The sequence below is a fragment of the Mesorhizobium sp. M4B.F.Ca.ET.143.01.1.1 genome (assembly GCF_004792275.1).
GTDB classification, from domain to species: Bacteria; Pseudomonadota; Alphaproteobacteria; order Rhizobiales; family Rhizobiaceae; genus Mesorhizobium; species Mesorhizobium abyssinicae.
The window spans coordinates 280839-303690 of sequence record NZ_SRSR01000007.1 but is presented as its reverse complement, the minus strand read 5'-3'; the positions used below and the strand labels follow the sequence as shown (position 1 = coordinate 303690).

Sequence of the window (22852 nt, the reverse complement as noted above, 5' to 3'; positions counted from 1 at the left end):
CGCGACAAGCTCGACGCCAATTCTGACGACGCGTATTGGGAGGAGGACTACAGCAATGCCTCGGACGCGAGTGAGTTTCGAGATGCGGCAGAAGGCACGTTCGCTTCGTCTCCACGCGACGAAGGCGGAGTCCTTGTTATGGTATGAATTGCGCGAGTTTGCCGCTGATGGCCTGAAGTTCAGACGGCAGTCGCCGATCGGCCCATATATTGTCGATTTCGTTTGTCCGAGGGTCAAACTGATCGTCGAGGTCGACGGCGATCTGCACGAAACTGAAGCAGGAAAGCGCCATGACATCAATCGCGATGCCTATCTGCAATCTCTCGGCTACGTCATCGTCCGAATCGACGAACCTGATGTCATCAACAGTGCATGGCATGTGGCGCAGCTTGTTAAGGACAAGGCCGAGCGTGTCACCGGCGACCCCTCCCGACCGCTTCGCGGCCACCCTCCCCTCAAGGGGGAGGGGGACGCCAGCGCAACGGAGGAAGTAGCATGACAAATCCAGCCGAAATTCTTGGCTTGCCAAAACCCGCCTGGGCGGCGGACGAGGTCGGCATGCTCTACGACATGGCGTCGCGCTTCATGTCGGAAGAGATCGCGCCGCGCTACGACGAGTTCGAGAAGAACGAGATGGTCGACCGCGAGAGCTGGCTGAAGGCAGGCGCGGCCGGCCTGCTCTGCGCCTCGATGCCGGAGGAGTATGGCGGCTCCGGCGGTACCTTCGCGCATGAAAGCGCCATCATCGAGGCGATCGGCCATGTCGGCGTCGACGGTTTCGGCATCGGCCTGCACAATTCGATCGTCGCCCCCTACATCCTCCATTACGGCTCCGAGGAGCAGAAGAAGAAATGGCTGCCGAAGCTCGCGACCGGCGAGCTGATCGGCGCCATCGCCATGACCGAGCCCGGCGCCGGCTCCGACCTGCAGGGCGTCAAGACGCGCGCCGAGAAGGACGGCAACCACTACAAGATCAGCGGCTCCAAGACCTTCATCACCAACGGCCAGCTCGCCAACCTGATCATCGTCGTCACCAAGACCGATCCGGAAAAGGGCGCCAAGGGCACCTCGCTCATCGTCGTCGAGACCGACGAGGTCGAAGGTTTTCAGCGCGGCCGCAACCTCGACAAGATCGGCCTGAAGGCCAACGACACCTCCGAACTGTTTTTCAACGACGTGCGCGTGCCGACCTCGAACCTGCTCGGCCATGAGGAAGGCAAGGGCTTCGTCCAGCTGATGCAGCAACTGCCGCAGGAGCGGCTGCAGATCGGCACCGGCGCGATCGCAATGATCGAACGCGCGCTCGCCTTGACCATCGACTACGTCAAGGAGCGCAAGGCCTTCGGCAAGGCGGTCATCGATTTCCAGAACACCCAGTTCAAGCTGGCCGAGCTGAAGACCGAGGCCACGATCGGTCGCGTCTTCTACAATGACTGCGTCGCCCGCCACATCGATGGCGGCCTCGACCCGGTCACCGCCTCGATGGCCAAATACTGGCTTAGCGACCTGCAGGGCAAGGTGGTCGACGAGTGCCTTCAATTGCACGGCGGCTATGGCTACATGAATGAATACCCGATCGCCCGCATGTACCGCGACGCTCGCGTCCAGCGCATCTACGGCGGCACCAACGAGATCATGAAATTGCTGATCGGCAGGAGCCTTTAGGATAGCAATTATGGGCGCATGGGGTTTCAAAATATTCGAAAACGATGACGCAGCCGATTTCGTGGCCGAATTTGAGAACAGTGGCGCCGTCGCCGTTGCGGATGCGCTTGATGCGGCTTGCAGCAATCCTGACTACATCGAGGCGCCGGATGGCTCGGTCGCACTGGCCGCCGCCGCAATTGTCGCCGCAGCCAACGGGAAGTCCGAGTTCTTGTCTGAACCCGCAGGAACAGCGTTGCGAACTGTCTCGAACTGGCAGGCTTTGAGTGGATTGAAGGGCAAGGCAATCCAGGCAGTCGAATGCGTGAGCGGCCCTAACTCTGAACTGATGGAACTCTGGGCTGAAGCCGCTCCAGCTGACGCAGCCAACTTCAAGAACGAACTGAATCGCCTGCGTGCGGCTTTGCGTTAAAGCAAGCCTTAGACGGCACCACAAGGAAGGAACCGAAAATGGCCGAAGCTTACGTCTATGACGCCGTGCGCACGCCGCGCGGCAGAGGCAAGAAGGATGGCTCGCTGCACGAGGTGCCGGCGGTGCGGCTCGCCGCCAAAACGCTCGAGGCTCTGCGCGACCGCAACGGCCTCGACACCGGCACTGTCGACGACATCATCTTCGGCTGCGTCGATCCGGTCGGCGAGGCGGGCTCGGTAATTCCGCGCGCCGCCGCCTTCGAGGCCGGCTACGACACCAAGGCGCCCGGCATGCAGATCTCGCGCTTTTGCGCTTCCGGTCTCGACGCCATCAATTTCGGCGCTGCCAAGATCGCGCAGGGTGCCGACGAGATCGTCATCGCCGGCGGCGTCGAATCGATGTCGCGCGTCGGCATGGGCATGTCCGGCGGCGCCTGGTTCATGGATCCGTCCGTCGGCCTGCCCGGCTGGTTCGTGCCGCAGGGCATTTCGGCCGACCTGATCGCCACCAAGTATGGCTTCAGCCGCGACGATGTCGATGCCTATGCCGTCGAGAGCCAGAAGCGCGCCGCCAAGTCCTGGTCCGAGGGCCGCTTCAAGAATTCGGTGATCCCGATCAAGGACCAGAATGGGCTGACCATCCTCGACCATGACGAGCACATGCGACCGGCGACCGACATGCAGTCGCTGGCCTCGCTCAACCCGTCCTTCGTCATGCCCGGCGAAATGGGCGGCTTCGATGCGGTTGCCGTGCAAAAGCACCCGGAAGTCGAAGAGGTCAACCACGTCCACCATGCCGGCAACTCGTCCGGCATCGTCGATGGCGCCGCTGCCGTCCTGCTCGGCTCCAAGAAGGCCGGCAAGGCGATGGGCATCAAGCCGCGCGCCCGCATCCGCGCCTTCGCCAACATCGGCTCCGAGCCGGTGCTGATGCTGACCGGCCCGGTCGACGTCACCGAAAAGCTCTTGCAGCGTGCCAAGATGAAGCTGTCGGACATCGACCTGTTCGAGCTCAACGAGGCCTTCGCCTCGGTGGTGCTGCGCTACATGCAGGCCTTCGAGATCCCGCACGACAAGATCAACGTCAACGGCGGCGCGATCGCCATGGGCCATCCGCTCGGTGCCACCGGCGCCATGATCTTCGGCACCGTGCTCGACGAGCTCGAGCGCCGTGACCTGAACACCGCGCTGGTCACGCTCTGCATCGGCGCCGGCATGGGCACCGCCACCATCATCGAACGCGTCTGACGGGGAGAGAGAAGATGAGCTACACCAATTTCACCCTCGACATCGACGCCGACGGCGTTGCGCTGGTCACCTGGAACATGCCGGATCGATCGATGAACGTCTTCACCGAAGAGGTGATGCGGGAGCTTAACGCCATCGTCGACCATGTCGCCGGCGGCGCGGCCATCAAGGGCGCGGTCATCACCTCCGGCAAGGATACATTCTCCGGCGGTGCCGACATCACCTTGCTGCAGAAGATGCTGGGCGCCTTCGCCGCCGACAAGGCGAAGGATTTGGGCAAGGCGACCAAAGCCCTGTTCGACAATGCCGGCGTCATGACCGGCCTGTTCCGCAAGATCGAGACTTCCGGCAAGCCGTGGGTGTCGGCGATCAACGGCACCTGCATGGGCGGCGCCTTCGAGATGTCGCTCGCCTGCCACGGCCGGGTCGCTGCCGATTCCGACAAGGTGAAGATGGCGCTTCCGGAAGTGAAGATCGGCATCTTCCCGGGTGCCGGCGGCACCCAGCGCGTGCCGCGGCTGACCGACCCGCAGCAGGCGCTGCAGATGCTGACCACCGGCCAGACTCTCACGCCGCAGAAGGCCAAGGCAATGGGCCTGATCCACGAGATCGCCGAGCCTTCGAAGCTGGTCGAGACCGCCAAGGCGATGATCAAGAACGGCCTGAAGCCGGTGGCGCCCTGGGACGAGAAGGGCTTCAAGCTGCCCGGCGGCCCGGTCTATTCGGCGGCGGGCGCCAATCTCTGGCCGCCGGCCATCGCCATCCTGCGCCGCGAGACCTTCGGCAACTATCCGGCCGCCGCGGCGATCCTGAAATGCGTCTATGAGGGCCTGCTGGTGCCGTTCGACACCGCGCTCAGGATCGAGCAGCGTTATTTCACCGAGATCATGCAGACCAGGGAAGCGGCGGCGATGATCCGCTCGCTGTTTGTGTCGCTGCAGGAACTGAACAAGGGCGCGCGTCGCCCGACCGGCGTGCCGGACACCAAGTTCAAGAAGATCGGCATCCTCGGCGCCGGCTTCATGGGCGCCGGCATCGCCTATGTCACGGCCAAGGCCGGCATTCCCGTCGTGCTGCTCGACCGCGACATGGAGTCGGCAGAAAAGGGCAAGGCGCATTCCGACAGCCTGATTTCTGATCAGGTCAAGAAGGGCCGCGCCAAGCCCGAAGAGAAGGACAAGTTGCTGTCGCTGATCACGCCGACGGCCGACTATGCCGACCTCGCCGGCTGCGATCTGGTGGTCGAGGCCGTGTTCGAGGATTCCGCCGTCAAGAAGGGCGCCACCGAAAAGGCGGAAGCGGTGCTGAAGTCGTCGGCGATCTTCGCCTCCAACACCTCGACCATCCCGATCACCTCGCTGGCGAAGAATTCGGCGCGACCGAAGAATTTTGTCGGCATCCACTTCTTCTCGCCGGTCGACAAAATGATGCTGGTCGAGATCATCCTCGGCAAGAAGACCGGCGACAAGGCGCTGGCGACCGCCATCGATTTCGTCCGCGCCATCAAGAAGACGCCGATCGTGGTCAACGACACGCGCGGCTTCTACGTCAACCGCTGCGTCCTGCGCTACATGTCGGAAGCCTACAAGATGCTGATCGAGGGTGTCCCGGCACCGATGATCGAGAACGCCGCCAAGGCGGCCGGCATGCCGGTCGGTCCGCTGGCGCTGACCGACGAGACGGCGATCGACCTTGCCCAGAAGATCATGAAGCAGACGATCAGGGATATCGGCGAGAAGGCAGTCGATCCGAAGCAGATGGCGCTGATCAACACCATGGTCGACACGCATGGCCGCTTCGGCCGCAAGAACGGCAAGGGCTTCTACGACTATCCGGCCAAGCCGGCGAAGAAGAAGCTGTGGCCGGGCCTCAAGGATCTCTACCCACAGCTCAAGCCGGAGAAGATCGACTATGAGGAGCTGAAGCAGCGCCTGCTGGTCACCATCGCACTGGAAGCGGCGCGGGTGATGGAAGAGGGCATCGTCACCGATCCGCGCGAGGCCGATGTCGGCTCGATCCTCGCCTTCGGCTTCGCCCCCTTCACCGGCGGCGCACTGTCCTACATCGACGGCATCGGTGCGCAGCAGTTCGTCAAGATCGCCAAGGGCCTGCAGAAGAAGTACGGCGCCGAGTTCAAGGCGCCCAAGCTGCTGCTCGACATGGCCGAGAAAGGCGAAACCTTCTACCAGCGCTTCGACCCGTACGCGAAGGGCGAGGTCAAGCAGGCAGCCTGACGGCCGACGCGGATGTATGTCTGGGCGCGCATGGCGCGCATGATGGCCACGGCGCGAAGCCGTGGCCCTTACCTTATCGGCGGCGACAGCCGGCTTGCCTTCCGCTGCCTGCCGACCGACATCGATTTCAACCTGCATCTCAACAATGCCCGCTATATGATGCTCGCCGACCTCGGCCGCATCGACATCTTCCTGCGCGCCGGCCTGATCGCGCTGGCGCGCAAGAACGGCTGGGCACCGATGATCGGCGGGCTGCAGGTGGCCTATGTGCGCGAGATCCGGCTGTGGCGGCGCTTCGAGGTCATATCCTCGATCGAGACCTGGGAGGGAACCTCGGTGATCGGCAGGCACCGCTTCGTCCTCGACAGCGGCGATACGGCCGCGCTGATCATGACCACCGGCGGCGTCTACGACCGCCGCAATCGCCGCTTTCTCGACATCGCCGAGGTTGTCGCCGCGCTTGGCCGTTCTGCTCAGTCGCGCCCACCGACCGAGGCCGAGCAGGCATTCATGGCCTCGCACCGGAATTTGCGGGAACTTGCCAAAAAGGCCTGATCGTTGGCGATCCCGCGCTTCCTCGGTGGACATTGGGGCGGTTGCGCGGTAGACAGGAAGAGGCATTTTTTCCTGTTTTGAAGGAGAGCTCGATTGCTCTCGCACGACCGTGTCTGGGCTGCCATCGACGCACTCGCCGAGCGTTATTCGCTGTCGGCGTCAGGTCTGGCAAGGCGCGCCGGTCTCGACTCCACCGCCTTCAACAAGTCGAAGCGCCTGTCCTCGGACGGGCGGCCACGCTGGCCCTCGACCGAATCGCTGGCCAAGATCATCGAGGCCACCGGCGCCTCGCTTGAGGAGTTCACCGGGCTGGTCGAAGGCCTCGGTGGGACCGCTTCGCAGCCACGCAGGTCTTCGGTGCCGCTGCTCGGCTTTGCCCAAGCCGGCGCCGGCGGCTTTTTCGACGATGCCGGCTATCCGGCGGGGCAGGGCTGGGATCTGGTGGAATTGCCGGCGCGGGCGACCGCGACCTCCTATGCGCTGAAAGTGCAGGGCGATTCCATGCTGCCGCTCTACCGCAACGGCGACGTACTGATCGTCGAGCCGGGAGCGGCCACTCGCAAGGGCGACCGCGTCGTCGTGAAGACCGCCGCGGGCGAGGTGATGGCCAAGGTGCTCGATCGCCAGACCGCGAAGTCGATCCTGCTGGTCTCCCTCAATCCCGATCATCCCGACCGCGATATTCCGATGCGCGACGTCGAATGGGTGGCGCGCATCGTCTGGGCCAGCCAGTAGGTGCGGCTGCCTCACCTTGCCGTGGCGGTTCTGGCGGTGCCGGCGATGGCGGCGCTCGTCGCCGCCGGAGGCCGCACGCTGCAGGGCAACGAAAGCGTCGTCACGATTGACCGGATCGATCCGGCCGCCGGCACGATCGCCGGGCAGGGCGCCGACATGCAGCCCGAAGCACCGGCCACGGCAGCCATTCCGGCACCGCAGCCGGTGAGGACTCCCGCCCATTCCAGGGCGATCGATCCCGATGTCGTGGCGCCGCCGCAGCTTTCCGCCGAAGAGCTCGAGCGGGTCGAGCCCCGCGCGCCGCTCAGCGATCTCGCGCTCGCCGGCCCGCTCAAGCCGCCCAAGTTGAAGATGCCGGACGACTGGAACGGGACCAAGCTGTTCCAGCCCGTTGCCGCCGCCGCGGGCCTGATCGAAGCGAAAGGCTACGCCGTTGCCGTCTCGGGCGTCGAGGTCCTCGGGCAGGACGAGACCTGTGGCGAGGAGGGCAAATCCTGGGCCTGCGGCATCCGCGCCAGGACGGCGTTCCGCTCTTTCCTGCGCGGCCGCACGGTGGTCTGCACGGTGCCGCCCGAGGGCGGCCGCGACACCATTTCCGCCGAATGCCGCGTCGGCAATCAGGATGTCGGCCAATGGCTGGTGCAAAACGGCTGGGCGCGTGCCGCCGCAGGCGGGCCCTATGTCGAGGCGGGCGAGAAAGCGCGCACCGCAAGGAAAGGCATCTTCGGCGCGGCTCCGGATCTTTCGGGCGTGCCCTCACTCCCTGCCGCCCTGCCCCCGGCGCCCTCCGCGCCGAGTTCGATCCTGCAGGAAGAGGATGGGATCCTTACGCCGCTAGCTGACCAGCCAGCGCCCGCTCAATGAGCGCCCGCGTCTCGGCGATGCCGTAGAGGGCGGCGAAGGAACCGAAGCGCGGACCGCGCTCCTGTCCGATCAGCACCTGGTAGATCATCTGGAAGAAGGCGACCGAAACGCCGGGCCCGCCTTCCGGGCTCTGCTTGGAATGGTCCTGATAACGCTCGATCCGCCGCGCCACGTTGAGCGCCGCGTTCTGGATCGCTTCGCCGTCGGCGCCCTGCGGCAGCGCGCCGAGCGCGTCCGAAAGCTTCGCCAGTGCGTCGCGCTCCACGTCGTCGGCGGCGCGGAAAACCTTGGTCGGCTTCACGAAATCGTCGAAATAGCGGATCGCGTAGCCTGTCAGCCGGTCGAGCTCGGGATGCGTCGCCGGCGTCACGCCAGGTGCGTGGCGCGAAATGAAGCCCCACAGCACCGCCTTGTCATGCGCATTGGAGGCGCTGACCAGATTGAGCAGCAGCGCGAACGGCACCGGCAGGTCGATGGCCGGCGGGTTGCCGTCATGCATGTGCCAGACCGGATTGCCGAGCCGTTCCTTCCAGTCCTGCCGCGGATAGGCGCCGAGGAAGGTGTAGTACTCGTCCACGGCCCTCGGAATGACGTCGAAATAGAGCTTCTTGGCCTGCCGTGGCCGCTGATACATGTAGAGCCCGAGGCTCTCGGTCGGCGCATAGGTCAGCCACTCGTCGATGGTCAGCCCGTTGCCCTTCGACTTCGAGATCTTCTGGCCGTTCTCGTCGAGGAACAGCTCGTAGACGAAATGCTCCGGCGCGCGTCCGCCGAGGATGTTGCAGATGCGGTCGTAGATCACGGCGTTGGTCTGGTGGTCCTTGCCGAACATCTCGAAGTCGACGCCGAGCGCCGCCCAGCGCATGCCGAAATCAGGCTTCCACTGCAGCTTCACCTTGCCGCCCTTGATCGAGAGCGTGGTCTCGGTGCCGTCATCGTGGAAGGTTATGGTGCCGGCCTTGGCGTCGACATGCTTCATCGGCACGTAGAGCACGCGGCCGCTCTTCGGCGAGATCGGCAGGAACGGGCTGTAGGTCGCCTGGCGCTCTTCGCCGAGCGTCGGCAGCATGACGGCCATGATCTCGTCGTAGCGCTCGGCGGCGCGCAGCAGCACCTCGTCAAAGCGGCCCGCCTTGTAGTACTGCGTCGCGCTGGCGAACTCGTAGTCGAAGCCGAACGTGTCGAGGAAGCGGCACAGCATCGCGTTGTTGTGGTCGGCAAAGCTCGCATAGTCGCCGCCGAACGGATTCGGAACCGACGACAGCGGCATGTGCAGATACGGCTCCAACGCCGCGCGGTCCGGCACGTTGTCGGGGATCTTGCGCATGCCGTCCATGTCGTCGGAGAAGCAGAGCAGCTTGGTCTTGACCTTGTCTTCCGTCAGCACGCGGAAGGCGTGCCGCACCATGGAGGTGCGCGCCACCTCGCCGAACGTGCCGATATGCGGCAGGCCGGACGGGCCATAACCGGTCTCGAACAGGACGGTGTCCGGAAACGCGGCGTTCTTGTAGCGCGCGATGATCTTCTTGGCTTCCTCGAACGGCCAGGCCTTGCTCTCCGCGGCGGCCGCAAGCATCTCGGGATTGAGATCGATGGTGTTTGATCCCGTCATGTCAAAAGTTCCAGCTATCGGCCGGCTTGCCGGCGGAGGTAAGATTTTCACCCGGTCCTCTAGGCGCGACAGGCCGGAGCGTCAACGATTTGCGGCGGTTTTCCTTGCGGCGTCCACCTGGCGACCCTACCTTCGGGGCGCATTATCAAGGAGTTTTGAATGCCTTTGACGCCACACGAAGCCCTGATCTACCTGATGGTCATCACTTCGGCTTCCGACCGCGACATGACCGATGTCGAGCTTGCGCGCATCGGCGACGTCGTCCGCTCATGGCCGGTGTTCGTGGATTTCAACCAGGACAGGCTGGTTGCCGTCGCTCAGGCCTGCCAGAAGGCGTTGAACGCCGAGGACGGACTGGAAGGCGTGCTCGAACTTGTCGAAGGGGCGCTGCCCGAACGGCTGCGCGACACCGCTTATGCCGCCGCTTTCGAGGTCGCCGCCGTCGATCTCGAAATGCGCATGGAAGAAGTGCGGGTGCTGCAGTTGATCCGTCTCAAGCTCGATCTCGACACGCTGACCGTCGCCGCGATCGCCCGCGCGGCGAAGGCGCGTCTGCGCACGCTGACTTAGGTTTGGTCGATATTCAGGTGAGGCCGGCCTGCGAATGGCGGTCTCCAGCGCTTCCGGTGCTCAGGTACTCAAGTACGCTCCGCTCCGGTTCTCGGAAGCCACCACTTTCGGCGCGGCCTGAGCTCAACCTCAACAAGCCCTGGCCGTGCTGCGGTCCTCAGAAGAAGCTGACCGGGAAATAGCGGAGGTAGAATTCGGCGAAGGTGCCCTTCACCGAGATCTCCTGCAAGGCGTAGTCCATGGCCGCCGCCAGCGCCGGATCGCCGGCGCGGGTGGCGATCGCCATGCCCGAGCCCAGATATTCCGGGGCCAGATAGGGTCCGCCGGCGAAGCGGCAGCAGCCGGAGGCATCGGTGCCGCCCAGCCAGAAGGCAAAGCGCATGCCGTCGCCGAAGGCGGCGTCGATCTTGCCGGACTTGAGGTCGCCATAGAGCGCTTCCGGCGCGTCGAAGGGCACGACCTGAACGGTGCCGAAATACTCGCGCAGCATCTTCTCATGCGCCGAGCCGGCGATGACGCCGACCCGCTTGCTGCGCAGCTTGTCGAGGATCGGCTCCGCGAAGGCTTTCGCTTTCGGCATGATGAAGCGCGCCGGGAATTGCAGATAGGAGCGCGAGAAGGCGTATTTCGTCCGCGTCTCCGGCGTCGCGGCGATGCCGGCGATGATCGCCTCGCCTTCGCCCTTCTGCAGCGCCTCGTCGAGCTCGCCCCAGGGCAGCGCCTGGATCTGGCACTTTTCGGCGATGCCGAGCTCGGCGCAGATCGCGCGCGCCAGATCGACATGGAAACCGGACAGCTTGCCCGCGCTGTCGAGGAAGTTGAACGGCGGAAAGTCGGTGGTGGTGAGGAACCTAAGGCGCGGCAACGCCGAGAGGTCGGGCTTCGGCAACCGCTCCTTGGCGTCCCACAGCACCGGCACCTGCGGCTCGGCGGCAAATGTAATGCCGGCAAAAAACTGCGCCGCCGCCAGCATCGACAGGGCGATGACCATCCGTCGCAATGTCACAAGAAGGCTCCGCCCAGTCATGTCCTTGGGCTTTTCGTACGAAAATAGCGCCGGCACAATGGTTTTTGATTTCAACCTGCGAATTTAAGCGTATGGTTTAGGTAGTTTGCAAATACGCTCCGCGGCGCCGGCTGAAAGGGGGTCAATCACCCGGTCGCTAAAGCGGTGCAGCTTTGCAATCCGGGGTTGATGGCGAAGCGCGGGTCAGGCATCTACCATCGATCTCTGATGCGGACGGCAACATGGGGTAGATGTTGCGATGGGTCATTTTGATCGCACACTGGAATACATCGATCAGCTGCAGCACGCCAACACGGCGGCCGCGGTCTGCGAAAGGCTGCTTGGCGTCACGTCGAATTTCGGCCTGACGGCGCTGATGGCCGGAACCGTGCCGCATCCGGGCACGCCGCGCGGCCAGCAGAAGGACCACGTGCTGCTCTGCGACTGGCCGGGCGAATGGCTGGAGCGCTATGTGGCGCGCAACTACGTCGACCACGATCCCGTCGTCAGCCACATGAAGCAACTTCAGGCGCCGTTCCAGTGGCGTGAGGCCTCGGAAAGCATCCGCATCGACAAGAGCAGCGGCGAGGTAATGGGCGACGCCAGGGAGTTCAAGCTGCGCGACGGCCTGGCATTCCCGCTGATCACGCTCGACGGACAGATCGTCATGGTGTCGCTAGGCGGCGAGGCGGTCGAGCTGTCGGAAGCGGAGTTCGGGATGGTGTCGCTGGCGTCGACCTATGCGATCGGCCGCGCCATGCAGCTCCATACGATGGCCGCCAAGACCATCGATCACATCGAATTGACGCCGCGCGAGCGCGAATGCCTGCAATGGGCTGCCGTCGGCAAGTCCGAATGGGAAATATCTCAAATTCTAGGCATTTCGGAACACACTTCCGAGAAACACCTTCTTAACGCCAAAAGCAAACTCGGTGCCGTCAACAGGGTGCAAGCAGTCGCCGAAGCGATTAGGCGCGGCTATATTAGCTAGGTCGGCCGAGCTGGCCTAGAAGTTCTTGCCTACGCGATCGCGTAATTTTTTCGGGAAAGCCCGGCCGTATCTTCCTATTCAAACCAGGAGACGGCTAATGCTTTTTTCCCTAACAACCCAGGAATTGATGGAGCGTCCCGACCTTTGGGAAGCCGTCCATCGGTTGCGCTACAGGATCTTCGTCGAGGAGATGGGCTGGACCGATCTCGAGCGTCCCGACGGCCTCGAGATCGACCAGTTCGACCACGACGAAGCGGTGCATCAACTCGTCATCCGCAATGGCGAGCTTGCCGGCTATCAGCGGATGCTGCCGACGACACGGGCACATCTGCTGACCGACGTGCTGCAGGACCTCTATGAAGGCACCCCGCCCTCGGGGCCAGGTGTCTGGGAATTGACCCGCTACGCGGTCGCGCCAGGCTTCCGGGACGGCAAGCGCGGCGTGTCGACGGTCGGCACGGAGCTGATCGCCGGCTTCGTCGAATGGGGCCTCAAGCGCAACATCAACCAGGTCATCATCGAGTTCGAGCCGATGTGGGTGCTGCGCGCGCTGCAGCTGCACTTCCTGGCGACACCCCTCGGTTACCAGCGCACCTACGGCAACCAGCAGGTCGTCGCCACGCTGCTCACCTTCACCGAACACACGTTGGACGTGGTCCGCGCGCGCCGCAACCATTTCGCCCCTGTGCTGGCCAGAGGATATCCCGACAGGCTCGGCCTGCGGCAGGCATCGTAATTGGAGTTTTGTTATGAGTATCCACCCGCAACCAGAATTACGCGGCCACACGCTGGTCGTCACTGTCTCCTCGCACGACGGCCGGCCGGTGCTGGACAGACGCGCCTATGCCAGCCTGGCCAGGACCTTCCACGAAGCCGCCGTGAACGATGATGTGCGTGTCGTCGTGCTGCGCGGCCTGGCAGGCTGTTTCTGCCTTGGCGGCGACTTTTCCGAGTTCCTCGACGCCACCAAGCATCGAGAGCTGATCGCCGCCGTCACCGACATGTTCCGCACGCTGGCGACCTTTCCAAAACCCGTCCTTGCCTGTGTTGACGGCGATGCCGTCGGTGTCGGCTGCACCATCCTGTTCCACTGCGACATGGTGATCGCCTCGCGCGCAAGCACGTTCCGGGTGCCGTTCGTCGATTTCGGCCTGGTGCCTGACGCGGCAACCAGCATCCTGGCGCCGCAGAAGCTCGGCTATGCCGGCGCCTTCCGCTTCTTCTGCCTGGGCGACACGCTGCATGCCGAGGATGCCAAGGCGCTCGGCCTGGTCGGCGAGATCGTGGCCGACGGCAGCGCCGAGGAAGCGGCCCTTCTCAGGGCGAGGCAGCTTGCCAAGAAGCCGGTCGCGGCACTCCTGCAGACGCGCGGCCTGCTCAAGGGCGACACCGGCGCGCTCTGCGACCGCATCGACCAGGAGATATCGCTGTTCCAGCAGGCGCTGCAGGACGATACGACCCTGAAGCGGCTGCAGCGCATTGCCAGGCTGGCGGCATAGGGCCCGCCAGCCCCTGTATCGTCGGCGAAACGGGGCCTACTTCTCCAGGAATGATGGCCCTTCGCCGATGATCTTCTTGTCTTCCTTGCCGACGATTTCGAGGTCGCGCCCGTCATAGGGCAGCGACGACAGGATGCGCCTGATCACAGCCAGCCGCGCCCGTCGCTTGTCGTTGGCCCGCACGACGATCCAGGGCGCGAACTCCTTGTGCGTGCGTTCGACCATGAGGTCGCGCGCCTTCGTGTAGTCGTCCCATTTGTTGATGCCGGCGACGTCGATCGGCGAGAACTTCCAGTTCTTCAGCGGGCTCCAGCGGCGGTCGTGGAAGCGTTCGAGCTGGGTTTCCCGGCCGATGTTCAGCCAGAATTTGAAAAAATGGATGCCTTCGTTGCAGATCATCCGCTCGAAATGCGGTGTCTCGTCGAGGAATTTCGCGTGCTGCTCGGGCGTGCAGAAGCCCATCACCGGCTCGACGCCGCCGCGATTGTACCAGGAGCGGTCGAAGGTCACGAATTCGCCCGACGTCGGGAAGTGGGCGACATAGCGCTGGTAATACCACTGTCCGATCTCGGTCGGCGTCGGCTTGGTCAGCGCCACATTGCGCGCGGTGCGCGGGTTCATGTACTGGCGCAGCACGAAGATCGTGCCGCCCTTGCCGGCCGCGTCGCGGCCCTCGAACAGCGCCATCACCCGCTTGCCGCTCGCCTGCAGCCAGGCCTGCGCCTTGACCAGCTCGATCTGCAACTGCTCGAGCGTCTCGTCATACTCCTCGCTCTTCATCTTCTTGTCGTAAGGATAGCCGCCGGCGGTCAGCTTGTTGTCCTCGATCCAGTCGGGAAGCACCGGGTTCTCGATGTCGAACTCCCGCTCCTTGCCGCCAATCCTGATTTTCAGCGGGCCCTGTGTCGGTGCCGGTGCCGGTGCCGGTGCCGGGGCGGGGCTTTCCTTGGCTTTTTTCATCGAGACGAACCTTTCCAGCTTGCGGACTCATGCTATTGGGAGCCTCAACGGCGCCGCGCCCCCGTCTGGATGCGCAAATGACGCTGTAGCACTCCAGACCGGTCGAGCGGAAGTTTCGCGACCGGCGACAGGGGGTAAAGGCATGGGGCGCGAGCGCGCGAATGGCTGAGCTGAACGCGGAGCACAGAGGCACGGCGCAACCGGCGGCCGCGCGGCTGTGGGCGAACCGCTGGCTGCTCGCCGCCGGCATCGTCGCCGTCCTCGCCGTTCATGGTCTAGCCGGCGCTTCGGCCTATGTGGTGCTGGCGGCGATTGTCCTGCTGCTGGCGGCGGCGCTGCTGCCGTCGGGCGGCGCCCGTCGATCGATCGAGGACGCCGCGGCCATGGAGGCGGGCGGGCTGCAGCGCCTTTCCGGCGAGTATCTCGCCGCCGCCGTCGCCGATCCCCTGATCATCTTCGACCGCACCGCCACTATCGTCCATGCCAACGCCGCCGCTTTCGCCGCCTTCGGCGGCCTCGCGCCGGGCATGTCGCTGTCGCTGAAGTTCCGCGCCCCGGAAATGCAGGCCTTGCTGGACAGCGTCCTGTCGGGCACGGTCGCATCCGAAATTGTCGACTACACCGAAAAGCTGCCGGTCGAGCGCGCCTACCGCGTCAGCGCCTCCTCTGTCGGTCATGCCACCGACCTCTATGTGCTGGTGTTCAAGGACCAGAGCGAGGCGCGCCGGATCGACAGGATGCGGGCCGATTTCATCGCCAACGCCAGCCATGAGCTGCGCACGCCGCTTGCCTCGATCTCGGGCTTCATCGAGACGCTGCGCGGCCCGGCCCGCGGTGATCCCGCCGCGCGCGACCAGTTCCTGCAGATCATGCAGAACCAGACCGGCCGCATGGCGCGCCTGATCGACGATCTCCTGTCGCTGTCGCGGCTGGAGATGAAGCCCTATCTGAAGCCGGGAACCGAGGTCGATCTGCGCCAGACCATCGACAGCGTCATCGACTCGCTGGCGCCGCTTGCGCGCGAGAACGGCGTCGCCATCGAGCGCGATTTCGTCGATGGCCCGCTCGACGTGCCGGGCGACCGCGACGAGCTTTTCCAAGTCTTCGAGAACCTCCTGGAGAACGCCTGCAAGTATGGCCAGTCCGGCGGGCGCGTCACGGTGTCGATCGAGCGCGACGGGACCGGCCCCGAACCGGGGATCGACGTCACCATCACGGATTACGGTCCAGGCATTCCCGAAGAGCACATCCCGCGCATCACCGAGCGGTTCTACCGGGTCGATGTCGAGAGCAGCCGCACCCAGAAGGGCACCGGTCTCGGCCTGTCGATCGTCAAGCACATATTGACGCGCCACAACGCCAGGCTGTCGATCAAGTCGGAAGCCGGCAAGGGCGCGGCGTTCTCGGTCCATTTGCCGGCCGCCTGAGGTCGTACTATCTACTAACCGGCCATTTCTTTTTTCTGTCATCCGGCTAGCGTATCAGCGCAGGATTCGAGGAAACGACTCGGTCGCAAGACCATGGGGAAGGCATTTCGTCTATGCAGTCCGTGCACATCGTCAGCGCCTATGACGAAGAGCTGAAATACCTGTCGAAGCGGATCGCTGCGATGGGTGGACATGCCGAGCGCATGGTCGAGCAGGCGATCACCGCCTTGGTCAATGCCGATCCCGGCCTCGCCCAGAAGGTCATCCGGGACGATCAGGTCCTCGATGAAGGGCAGCGCGAGATCGACGACAAGGCGATCGTCATCATCGCCAAGCGTCAGCCGATGGCAACGGACCTGCGCGAGATCGTCGGCGCGATCCGCATATCGGCCGACATCGAGCGCGTCGGCGACCTCGGCAAGAATGTCGCCAAGCGCGTGGCTGCCGTCATCGACGGGCGCCAGCCGACCAGCCTGTTCCGCGGCCTCGAGGCGCTCGCCGACCTCGCCTTGACGCAACTCAAGGAAGTGCTCGACGTCTATGCCTCGCGCTCGGTGGAGAAGATCGGCTTCGTGCGTGACCGCGACGACCAGATCGACGCCATGTACACCTCGCTGTTTCGCGAGCTTTTGACCTACATGATGGAAGATCCGCGCAACATCACGCCCTGCACGCATCTTTTGTTCTGCGCCAAGAACATCGAACGCATCGGCGACCACGCCACCAACATCGCCGAGACCATCTACTACATCGTCACCGGCGACCAGATGCCGGCTGAGCGGCCGAAGGGCGACAAGACGGACAAGATCGTGCTTCCCGGCACGCTGCCGGTGAAGTGAACGGCCGCCTCTCGAACACCGCGCTAATTTAGGCTAAGCTCCCGCGAACGTTCCTGAATCCTGCTCAGTGGCCGTGCCTCAGGAGGTTGCCATGGAAAACGTTCGGAACCTCACGCCGGCTCCTGCGCCGACGTCCGGCATTATCGCGTCAAGCGTCTATACGGCCGGCCGCCGCGTCGCGGACATTCCGATCGAGGAGGCCGGCGACTGGGCCAAGAAGCCGGACCATGTCGTCTGGATCGGACTTCTGGAGCCGGACCGCAATCTTCTGCTGCGCGTCCAGGCGCAGTTCCATCTGCATGATCTGGCGATCGAGGATGCCGAGCATCCGCATCAGCGGCCGAAGATCGAGCAATATGGCGATGCCCTGTTCATCGTCGCGCGCACCGCCCAGCTCATCGACGGCCGCGTCACCTTCGGCGAGACGCATCTGTTCGTCGGCGCCGGCTACATCGTCAGCGTCAGGCATGGACCCTCGACATCCTATGCCGCGGTCCGTCAGCATTGGGAAACCTGCCCGCATTCGCTCGCCAAAGGCGAGGATTTCGTCCTCTATGCCATTCTCGACTTCATCGTCGACAACTACATGCCGGTGCTGGAGCAGATCGAGGACGAGGTCGAGGCGATCGAGGACAAGGTCCTGCTGAGGCCGATGACCGGCTCCGACATCGAGCGGCTCTATATGCTGCGCCGCGATCTCCTGCGGCTGCGCAACGCGGCTCTGCCGCTGGTCGAGGTCTGCCGCCGGCTGACCAGCGCCGATCTGCCGCAGATCAATGCTTCGATGCACCCGCTGTTCCGCGACGTGACCGACCATATCCGCACGGTCCAGGAAAAGATCGACAGCCTGCGCGAGGTGCTGGCCTTCGCATTCGAAGCCAGTCTTCTGGTCGGCCAGAGCCAGGAAACGGCGATCTCGAAAAAACTCGCCTCCTGGGCCGCCATCCTGGCGGTGCCGACGGCCTTCGCCGGCATCTACGGCATGAATTTCAACGACATGCCGGAACTGCATATGGAGTATGGCTACCCGACCGTGCTGGTTGCGATCGCGCTGATCTGCTCGTTCCTGTACTGGCGGTTCAGGAAGAATGGATGGCTGTGAAGGCAGAGCGAACAGCGAACAGGAAGTAGCGAATAGAGAACACCGAAAACGGCTTGCTCCCTGTCACGGAAGCCAAGCCGTTCCTATTCGCTATTCGCTATTCGCTATTCGCTCAGCGGCTTCTGCGCCGCTCCGCCGCCGGCTGGAACGCGACGCGGGAGTGGTATTTGCAGTACGGGCCGGTCTCGGCGGCGTCGTTGCCGCAGAAGTTGAAGTCTTCCGACAGCGGGTCGCCATTCGGCCATTTGCAGGTGCGCTCGGTCAGCTCGACCAGCTGCAGGTGCCGCGAGATCGGCACGACCACGTTTTCCACCGGTCGGATATAGTGCCGCGCCACCGGCTCGGCGTCGAACTGCGCCTGCAGCGCGGTCGCGCCGATCGAGGTGGTGACGTGGCGCGTGGCGGTCGCCGCCCGCGATACCGATTTCTGGATGGACGATCCCTGCACGGTCTTCTTCTGGCGCGCCGGGCTTGCCGTCGCGCGGCCGCGGCCCGACAGCTTCAGGCGATGCACCTTGCCGATGACCGCGTTGCGGCTGACGCCCCCAAGCTGTGCGGCAATCTGGCTGGCGCTCAGCCCTTCCGACCACAGTTTCCTGAGAAGTTCTACCCGCTCGTCAGTCCAGTTCATGAGACCGCGCTCCTGCTGAGGCGTGCGGCGATCGGAATCCCTTCCCGTCCCGGCTCCCGCCGGGCAGACAACACCACATATATCGGGTGATTAGGTCCGCCGCACGAAATCTAGTTATTTCTCGACTACAAATACCTCATGCGCTGACTCGGTGACAAGAGTCCCCAGGGCAACACGAATCGGTTTTTCCGGTTTTCCCCAACTTGCCGGCTGCTTATGTACCGGCATCCCGTCGGGGGCGTGCCGCGCGCCTATGCGCGACGTTTTCGTTGACTTCATGGCCGAAAAACACGATAAGCCGCAAAGGCCGCCGCTTTGGCGGCTTTTTTGATTTTCCGGTTCCGGAGACGCATATAATGAGCGGTTCGGCGCTTTACGAGACCTTTGCTCGCGCACCCCTGGCCTTCGACCGCGGGGAGGGGACCTGGCTGGTCACCGACAAGGGCGAGCGATATCTCGATTTCGCCGGCGGCATCGCCGTCAATTCACTTGGCCACAGCCATCCGCATCTGGTTGCCGCGCTGACCGAGCAGGCGGCGAAGCTCTGGCATGTCTCCAACCTCTACGAGATTCCGGAGCAGCGCCGGCTCGGCGAGCGGCTCGTCGAGGCGACCTTTGCCGACAAGGTGTTCTTCACCAATTCGGGCGCCGAGGCGCTGGAATGCGCCATCAAGACGGCGCGGCGCTACCATTTCGTCAAGGGCCATCCCGAGCGTTTCCGCATCGTCACCTTCGAAGGCGCCTTCCACGGCCGCACGCTGGCGACGATCGCCGCCGGCGGCCAGTATAAATATCTGGAAGGCTTCGGCCCCAAGGTCGAAGGCTTCGACCAGGTCGGCTTCGACGACATCGACGCGGCCGAGAAGGCGATCACGCCGGAGACGGCCGCCATCCTGATCGAGCCGGTGCAGGGCGAGGGCGGTATCCGCCCGGTGCCGACGCAGTCGCTGAAGCGGCTGCGGCAGCTTTGCGACCAGCATGGCCTGCTTCTGATCTTCGACGAGGTCCAGTGCGGCATCGGCCGCACCGGCAAGCTGTTTGCGCATGAATGGTCCGGCGTCACCCCGGACCTGATGGCGATCGCCAAGGGCATCGGCGCCGGCTTCCCGTTGGGCGCGTGCCTCGCCACCGACGAGGCTGCGGTCGGCATGACCGCCGGCGTGCACGGCACCACCTTCGGCGGCAATCCGCTGGCGATGGCGGTCGGCAACGCGGTGCTCGACGTGGTGCTGGAGGAAGGCTTCCTCGAGGATGTCCAGCGCAAGGCACTGCTCCTGAAGCAGGGATTGGCCGGCGTCGCCGACGAGTTCCCCGAGGTCCTCGAAGGCATCAGGGGAACTGGCCTGATGCTCGGCCTCAAATGCGTGATGCCCAACACCAAGGTCAACATGGCGCTGCGAGACCAGCATCTGCTCGCAGTTCCGGCCGGCGACAACGTCATTCGCCTGCTGCCGCCCCTCACCGTCACCGATGCCGAGATCGGCGAAGCGCTCGACCGCATCCGCGCCGGCGCCCAGGGCCTGGCGGATGCCATCGCCTCGGCCGCCGCGAAGTAGTTCCGGAACCATTGCCGATGTCCGTTCGCCATTTTACCGACCTGTCCGCCGTTTCCGAAGGCGATTTGCGCGTCATGCTGGACGACGCGATGGTGCGAAAGGCCAGGCTCAAGGCCGGCGAGCACACCAAGCCGCTCGAGGGCAAGGTGCTGGCGATGATCTTCGACAAGCCCTCGACCCGCACGCGCGTGTCCTTCGACGTCGGCATGCGCCAGCTCGGCGGCGAGACCATCATGCTGACCGGCACCGAGATGCAGCTCGGCCGCTCCGAGACCATCGCCGACACCGCCAAGGTGCTGTCGCGCTATGTCGACGCCATCATGATCCGCACCACCTCGCATGAGCGGCTGCTGGAGCTGACCGAGAACGCCACCGTTCCGGTCATCAACGGGCTGACCGACGACACCCATCCGTGCCAGCTGATGGCCGACATCATGACCTTCGAGGAGCATCGCGGTCCGGTGGCCGGCAAGACCTTCGCCTGGACAGGCGACGGCAACAATGTGCTGCATTCGCTGCTCGAAGCCTCGGCGCGTTTCCGCTTCAACCTCAACGTCGCGGTGCCGGAAGGCAGCGAGCCGGACGAGAAGCACATCGGCTGGTCGAAGGCCAATGGCGGCAAGCTCAACTTCACCCGCTCGGCCGAGGAGGCCGTCCATCAGGCCGACTGCGTCGTCACCGACTGCTGGGTGTCGATGGGCCAGGAACATCGCGCGCGCGGCCACAACGTCTTCCTGCCCTATCAGGTCAATGCGGCGCTGATGGCGAAGGCAAAGCCGGACGCGCTGTTCATGCACTGCCTGCCGGCGCATCGCGGCGAGGAGGTGACCGACGAGGTCATCGACGGGCCGCATTCGGTGGTGTTCGACGAGGCCGAGAACCGCCTGCATGCCCAGAAGGCGGTTTTGGCCTGGTGTCTGGGAGCTTGATCTCCGGAGGTGTGATGCCTATCTGCGGCGCATCACGCAAATCGAGCGCGTTTGGACGCATGCACCCCAAAGGGTGGCATGGCCGCGCCCCGGAGCTTTGTCATGTTGGAAACCCGTCAAGTGACTGAACATCACCCGCAACTCGGCGAATTCGGCTACGCCGGCGACGATCACGTCGTGCCCTTCGAGGTCGCGCCGCTCGACGTGCGCGGCCGCACCGTGCAGCTCGGGCCGATGCTCGACGCCATTCTTGCCCGCCACGACTATCCCGAGCCGGTCGCGCGCCTGCTGGCGGAAGCCTGCGTGCTGACGGTTTTGCTCGGCACCTCGCTCAAGTTCGAGGGCAAGTTCATCCTGCAGACCCGCACCGACGGGCCGGTCGACATGCTGGTGGCAGATTTCTCAACCCCGCATGCGCTGCGCGGCTATGCGCGCTTCGATGCCGACCGGTTGCAGGCGCTGGCCGCCGCCGGCGAGGTCTCGCAGCAGACGCTGCTCGGCAACGGCGTGCTGGCGCTGACCATCGATCAGGGCGTTCACACGCAGCGCTATCAGGGCATCGTCCAGCTCGACGGCTCCTCACTGGAGGAGGCCGCGCGCACCTATTTCCGCCAGTCGGAGCAGATCCCGACCGACATCAGGCTGTCGGTGGCCAAGCTGGTTACGCCCGGTCCCGGTGGCGCCCGCGAGCAATGGCGCGCCGGCGGCCTTCTGGCGCAGTTCCTGCCGAAGGCGCCGGAACGCATGCGCGTGCCGGACATTTCCGGCGGCGACGGCGATCCGCGCGAAGCGGTCCATGAGCCGGCCGACAATTCCTGGCAGGAATTGCTCGCGCTGCTCGGCACCATCGAGCCGACCGAGCTGATCGATCCGACTGTCGGTGCCGAACGCCTTCTCTACCGGCTGTTCCACGAACACGGCGTGCGCGTCTTCGGCGGCGTGCCGGTTGCCGACCAGTGCTCGTGCTCGCGCGAGAAGATCCGCGGCATCCTCGCCGGCTTCTCCGCCCAGGAGATCAAGGACAGCACCGAGGAGGGCGGCATCCATGTCGCCTGCGAGTTCTGCTCGACGCAGTACGACTTCGACCCGGCAGAGTTCGCCGCGGCTCAATAGGGTCACTTTCCAGACCAAGCGCGTCGCCTGATCTATTTCAGCGCGACGCGCTCTAGGCGCCGCACCGATCTCCGCGTCAAATGAATTCCTGGAGGTGCCTGCGGACATCCGAGGCTCGTTCGACGGGAGCCATGTGGGTTTCGTTTCCGAGCACCATGAGCTTCGCGCCGCTGATCGCGCTCGCGGTGGCTTCCATCATCCCGCCGAAGAACTGGTCCCTTTCACCGCCGAGGATCAGAGTCCTCGCCGAGATGTTGCGGAGGTCTTCTTCCGTCACATCGTCGTCGAGCATTGCTTCGAGATAGCGGACGATCGTGCTCGGCGCCCCCATCCGCGCAACCAGGCTGCGTGCTTCGAACCTCAGTCGAAGACGCAAAAGAAGGTTCAACCAGGGTCGCCGGAACACCGTCGTGAATTCCTTCAGCAAAGCGTGAAATTGTCCGGCCTGTGCGAATTGGATCTGTTTCCTGAGCCGCCTTTTTCCATCGGCCGAAAAGCCATGCGCGCTCGCCAGCAGGATCAGCTTGCCTACAAGGTCCGGGTACCGCGCGGCCACCTGCGTGGCGACAACGCCGCCATAGGAAATACCCATCAGGCTCGCTGGCTTCTTGAAGTCGGCGTCGATGATCTCCGCGATGTCTCTGGCCATGCCCTCGAGCGAAGGATCGGCTTTTGGAGCGGGATCGTAGCCAATCAGCACGAAGCTCGTGTTGGGTGGAAGGATACGGATGAGCCGTCCGGCATCCTTCTCCAGTCTTGATGGCCGGGGTTTCATCATGAACCCCTGACCGCCGTTGATGATGAGAAGACTTTCCGGTCCTTGTCCAACTCTTGCGAACGGCAGCCGGCCCAGAAACAACCCTGTTTCAATTCTGTCCATCAAGCCGCTGCCTGGCGTGCGGTTG

Annotated in this window: 23 protein-coding genes; 18 read left to right on the top strand and 5 right to left on the bottom strand. The window is 64.2% G+C overall.

Annotated elements, in window-relative coordinates; translation table 11 throughout:
• The first annotated feature begins 82 nt into the window (after positions 1–82).
• From EN786_RS19675 to EN786_RS19640, 8 genes are all read left to right on the top strand, one after another.
• Complete coding sequence (locus tag EN786_RS19675; RefSeq protein WP_245494592.1) at positions 83–499, top strand: endonuclease domain-containing protein; 417 nt, start codon at positions 83–85, stop codon at positions 497–499.
• Positions 496–1665, top strand: a complete 1170-nt coding sequence (locus tag EN786_RS19670; protein WP_127310798.1) for an acyl-CoA dehydrogenase family protein — start codon at positions 496–498, stop codon at positions 1663–1665. The genes EN786_RS19675 and EN786_RS19670 overlap by 4 nt, the downstream gene beginning before the upstream one ends.
• A 10-nt stretch (positions 1666–1675) precedes the next feature.
• Positions 1676–2077 carry a DUF4259 domain-containing protein gene (locus tag EN786_RS19665; RefSeq protein WP_126085967.1) on the top strand — a complete coding sequence of 134 codons (402 nt, stop codon included), beginning with the start codon at positions 1676–1678 and terminating at the stop codon, positions 2075–2077.
• Between the two features lie 38 nt (positions 2078–2115).
• Positions 2116–3324 carry an acetyl-CoA C-acetyltransferase gene (locus EN786_RS19660; RefSeq protein WP_127310797.1) on the top strand — a complete coding sequence of 403 codons (1209 nt, stop codon included), beginning with the start codon at positions 2116–2118 and terminating at the stop codon, positions 3322–3324.
• 14 nt (positions 3325–3338) lie between these two features.
• Positions 3339–5558, top strand: a complete 2220-nt coding sequence (locus tag EN786_RS19655) for a 3-hydroxyacyl-CoA dehydrogenase NAD-binding domain-containing protein (RefSeq protein ID WP_127310796.1) — start codon at positions 3339–3341, stop codon at positions 5556–5558.
• 12 nt (positions 5559–5570) lie between these two features.
• Positions 5571–6113, top strand: a complete 543-nt coding sequence (locus tag EN786_RS19650; RefSeq protein ID WP_127285342.1) for a thioesterase family protein — start codon at positions 5571–5573, stop codon at positions 6111–6113.
• A gap of 93 nt (positions 6114–6206) precedes the next feature.
• The gene (locus EN786_RS19645) at positions 6207–6848 is read left to right on the top strand and encodes a helix-turn-helix transcriptional regulator (RefSeq protein WP_127285343.1); all 642 of its coding nucleotides are present in this window, start codon (positions 6207–6209) and stop codon (positions 6846–6848) included.
• Positions 6849–7712, top strand: a complete 864-nt coding sequence (locus EN786_RS19640; protein ID WP_245478342.1) for a thermonuclease family protein — start codon at positions 6849–6851, stop codon at positions 7710–7712.
• On the opposite strand, the gene EN786_RS19635 is transcribed toward EN786_RS19640, so the two are convergent.
• Positions 7675–9324: a lysine--tRNA ligase gene (locus EN786_RS19635; protein WP_127310795.1), complete on the bottom strand. Its 1650-nt coding sequence runs from the start codon at positions 9322–9324 to the stop codon at positions 7675–7677. The genes EN786_RS19640 and EN786_RS19635 overlap by 38 nt on opposite strands.
• A 159-nt stretch (positions 9325–9483) precedes the next feature.
• On the opposite strand from EN786_RS19635, the gene EN786_RS19630 reads away from it, so the two are divergent.
• The gene (locus EN786_RS19630; RefSeq protein ID WP_127222598.1) at positions 9484–9894 is read left to right on the top strand and encodes a tellurite resistance TerB family protein; all 411 of its coding nucleotides are present in this window, start codon (positions 9484–9486) and stop codon (positions 9892–9894) included.
• A gap of 157 nt (positions 9895–10051) precedes the next feature.
• Here EN786_RS19630 and EN786_RS19625 read toward each other — a convergent pair whose 3' ends face one another.
• On the bottom strand, positions 10052–10885 hold the full coding sequence (locus EN786_RS19625) for a transporter substrate-binding domain-containing protein (protein WP_245494711.1): 834 nt from the start codon (positions 10883–10885) through the stop codon (positions 10052–10054).
• Between the two features lie 274 nt (positions 10886–11159).
• Between EN786_RS19625 and EN786_RS19620 the strand changes: the two genes are divergently transcribed.
• The 3 genes from EN786_RS19620 (at position 11160) to EN786_RS19610 (ending at position 13390) form a co-directional block, all read left to right on the top strand.
• The gene (locus EN786_RS19620; protein WP_127286296.1) at positions 11160–11891 is read left to right on the top strand and encodes a LuxR family transcriptional regulator; all 732 of its coding nucleotides are present in this window, start codon (positions 11160–11162) and stop codon (positions 11889–11891) included.
• A 97-nt stretch (positions 11892–11988) separates the two neighbouring features.
• Positions 11989–12627, top strand: coding sequence for an acyl-homoserine-lactone synthase (locus EN786_RS19615; protein ID WP_127286297.1), 639 nt, complete (start codon positions 11989–11991; stop codon positions 12625–12627).
• 13 nt (positions 12628–12640) lie between these two features.
• On the top strand, positions 12641–13390 hold the full coding sequence (locus EN786_RS19610; RefSeq protein WP_127286298.1) for an enoyl-CoA hydratase-related protein: 750 nt from the start codon (positions 12641–12643) through the stop codon (positions 13388–13390).
• A gap of 36 nt (positions 13391–13426) precedes the next feature.
• On the opposite strand, the gene ppk2 is transcribed toward EN786_RS19610, so the two are convergent.
• Positions 13427–14350, bottom strand: coding sequence for a polyphosphate kinase 2 (gene ppk2, locus EN786_RS19605; protein ID WP_127311952.1), 924 nt, complete (start codon positions 14348–14350; stop codon positions 13427–13429).
• 161 nt (positions 14351–14511) lie between these two features.
• Here ppk2 and EN786_RS19600 point away from each other — a divergent pair, with 161 nt between their 5' ends.
• The 3 genes from EN786_RS19600 (at position 14512) to EN786_RS19590 (ending at position 17718) form a co-directional block, all read left to right on the top strand.
• Positions 14512–15777, top strand: coding sequence for an ATP-binding protein (locus EN786_RS19600; protein WP_135908741.1), 1266 nt, complete (start codon positions 14512–14514; stop codon positions 15775–15777).
• A gap of 113 nt (positions 15778–15890) precedes the next feature.
• Entirely contained in the window at positions 15891–16616 is a 726-nt protein-coding gene (gene phoU / locus EN786_RS19595; protein WP_127285238.1) for a phosphate signaling complex protein PhoU, read from the top strand.
• Between the two features lie 91 nt (positions 16617–16707).
• Positions 16708–17718 carry a magnesium and cobalt transport protein CorA gene (locus EN786_RS19590; protein ID WP_127285237.1) on the top strand — a complete coding sequence of 337 codons (1011 nt, stop codon included), beginning with the start codon at positions 16708–16710 and terminating at the stop codon, positions 17716–17718.
• 112 nt (positions 17719–17830) lie between these two features.
• Here EN786_RS19590 and EN786_RS19585 read toward each other — a convergent pair whose 3' ends face one another.
• Entirely contained in the window at positions 17831–18349 is a 519-nt protein-coding gene (locus EN786_RS19585) for a GcrA family cell cycle regulator (protein WP_126056595.1), read from the bottom strand.
• A gap of 356 nt (positions 18350–18705) precedes the next feature.
• On the opposite strand from EN786_RS19585, the gene EN786_RS19580 reads away from it, so the two are divergent.
• The 3 genes from EN786_RS19580 to EN786_RS19570 all read left to right on the top strand — a co-directional run bounded on the left by EN786_RS19580 (position 18706) and on the right by EN786_RS19570 (position 21947).
• Positions 18706–19905: an aspartate aminotransferase family protein gene (locus tag EN786_RS19580; RefSeq protein ID WP_127285236.1), complete on the top strand. Its 1200-nt coding sequence runs from the start codon at positions 18706–18708 to the stop codon at positions 19903–19905.
• A 17-nt stretch (positions 19906–19922) separates the two neighbouring features.
• Positions 19923–20834 carry an ornithine carbamoyltransferase gene (gene argF / locus EN786_RS19575; RefSeq protein WP_127285235.1) on the top strand — a complete coding sequence of 304 codons (912 nt, stop codon included), beginning with the start codon at positions 19923–19925 and terminating at the stop codon, positions 20832–20834.
• Positions 20835–20912: 78 nt separating this feature from the next.
• Positions 20913–21947 (top strand): Hsp33 family molecular chaperone, encoded by a 1035-nt coding sequence (locus EN786_RS19570; RefSeq protein ID WP_127285234.1) that lies wholly within the window; start codon positions 20913–20915, stop codon positions 21945–21947.
• A gap of 76 nt (positions 21948–22023) precedes the next feature.
• On the opposite strand, the gene EN786_RS19565 is transcribed toward EN786_RS19570, so the two are convergent.
• Positions 22024–22827, bottom strand: coding sequence for an alpha/beta hydrolase (locus EN786_RS19565; RefSeq protein ID WP_127285233.1), 804 nt, complete (start codon positions 22825–22827; stop codon positions 22024–22026).
• Positions 22828–22852 lie beyond the last annotated feature (25 nt).

Coding starts and splice junctions, on each gene's coding strand:
- EN786_RS19625 (WP_245494711.1), bottom strand. CDS start 10,885: ATGGTCATCGCCCTGTCGATGCTGGCGGCGGCGCAGTTTTTTGCCGGC.
- EN786_RS19655 (WP_127310796.1), top strand. CDS start 3,339: ATGAGCTACACCAATTTCACCCTCGACATCGACGCCGACGGCGTTGCG.
- phoU (WP_127285238.1), top strand. CDS start 15,891: ATGCAGTCCGTGCACATCGTCAGCGCCTATGACGAAGAGCTGAAATAC.
- ppk2 (WP_127311952.1), bottom strand. CDS start 14,350: ATGAAAAAAGCCAAGGAAAGCCCCGCCCCGGCACCGGCACCGGCACCG.
- EN786_RS19580 (WP_127285236.1), top strand. CDS start 18,706: ATGAGCGGTTCGGCGCTTTACGAGACCTTTGCTCGCGCACCCCTGGCC.
- EN786_RS19635 (WP_127310795.1), bottom strand. CDS start 9,324: ATGACGGGATCAAACACCATCGATCTCAATCCCGAGATGCTTGCGGCC.
- EN786_RS19585 (WP_126056595.1), bottom strand. CDS start 18,349: ATGAACTGGACTGACGAGCGGGTAGAACTTCTCAGGAAACTGTGGTCG.
- EN786_RS19670 (WP_127310798.1), top strand. CDS start 496: ATGACAAATCCAGCCGAAATTCTTGGCTTGCCAAAACCCGCCTGGGCG.
- EN786_RS19590 (WP_127285237.1), top strand. CDS start 16,708: ATGGAAAACGTTCGGAACCTCACGCCGGCTCCTGCGCCGACGTCCGGC.
- EN786_RS19675 (WP_245494592.1), top strand. CDS start 83: ATGCGGCAGAAGGCACGTTCGCTTCGTCTCCACGCGACGAAGGCGGAG.
- argF (WP_127285235.1), top strand. CDS start 19,923: ATGTCCGTTCGCCATTTTACCGACCTGTCCGCCGTTTCCGAAGGCGAT.
- EN786_RS19665 (WP_126085967.1), top strand. CDS start 1,676: ATGGGCGCATGGGGTTTCAAAATATTCGAAAACGATGACGCAGCCGAT.
- EN786_RS19650 (WP_127285342.1), top strand. CDS start 5,571: ATGTATGTCTGGGCGCGCATGGCGCGCATGATGGCCACGGCGCGAAGC.
- EN786_RS19600 (WP_135908741.1), top strand. CDS start 14,512: ATGGCTGAGCTGAACGCGGAGCACAGAGGCACGGCGCAACCGGCGGCC.
- EN786_RS19610 (WP_127286298.1), top strand. CDS start 12,641: ATGAGTATCCACCCGCAACCAGAATTACGCGGCCACACGCTGGTCGTC.
- EN786_RS19565 (WP_127285233.1), bottom strand. CDS start 22,827: ATGGACAGAATTGAAACAGGGTTGTTTCTGGGCCGGCTGCCGTTCGCA.
- EN786_RS19660 (WP_127310797.1), top strand. CDS start 2,116: ATGGCCGAAGCTTACGTCTATGACGCCGTGCGCACGCCGCGCGGCAGA.
- EN786_RS19615 (WP_127286297.1), top strand. CDS start 11,989: ATGCTTTTTTCCCTAACAACCCAGGAATTGATGGAGCGTCCCGACCTT.
- EN786_RS19570 (WP_127285234.1), top strand. CDS start 20,913: ATGGCCGCGCCCCGGAGCTTTGTCATGTTGGAAACCCGTCAAGTGACT.
- EN786_RS19630 (WP_127222598.1), top strand. CDS start 9,484: ATGCCTTTGACGCCACACGAAGCCCTGATCTACCTGATGGTCATCACT.
- EN786_RS19620 (WP_127286296.1), top strand. CDS start 11,160: ATGGGTCATTTTGATCGCACACTGGAATACATCGATCAGCTGCAGCAC.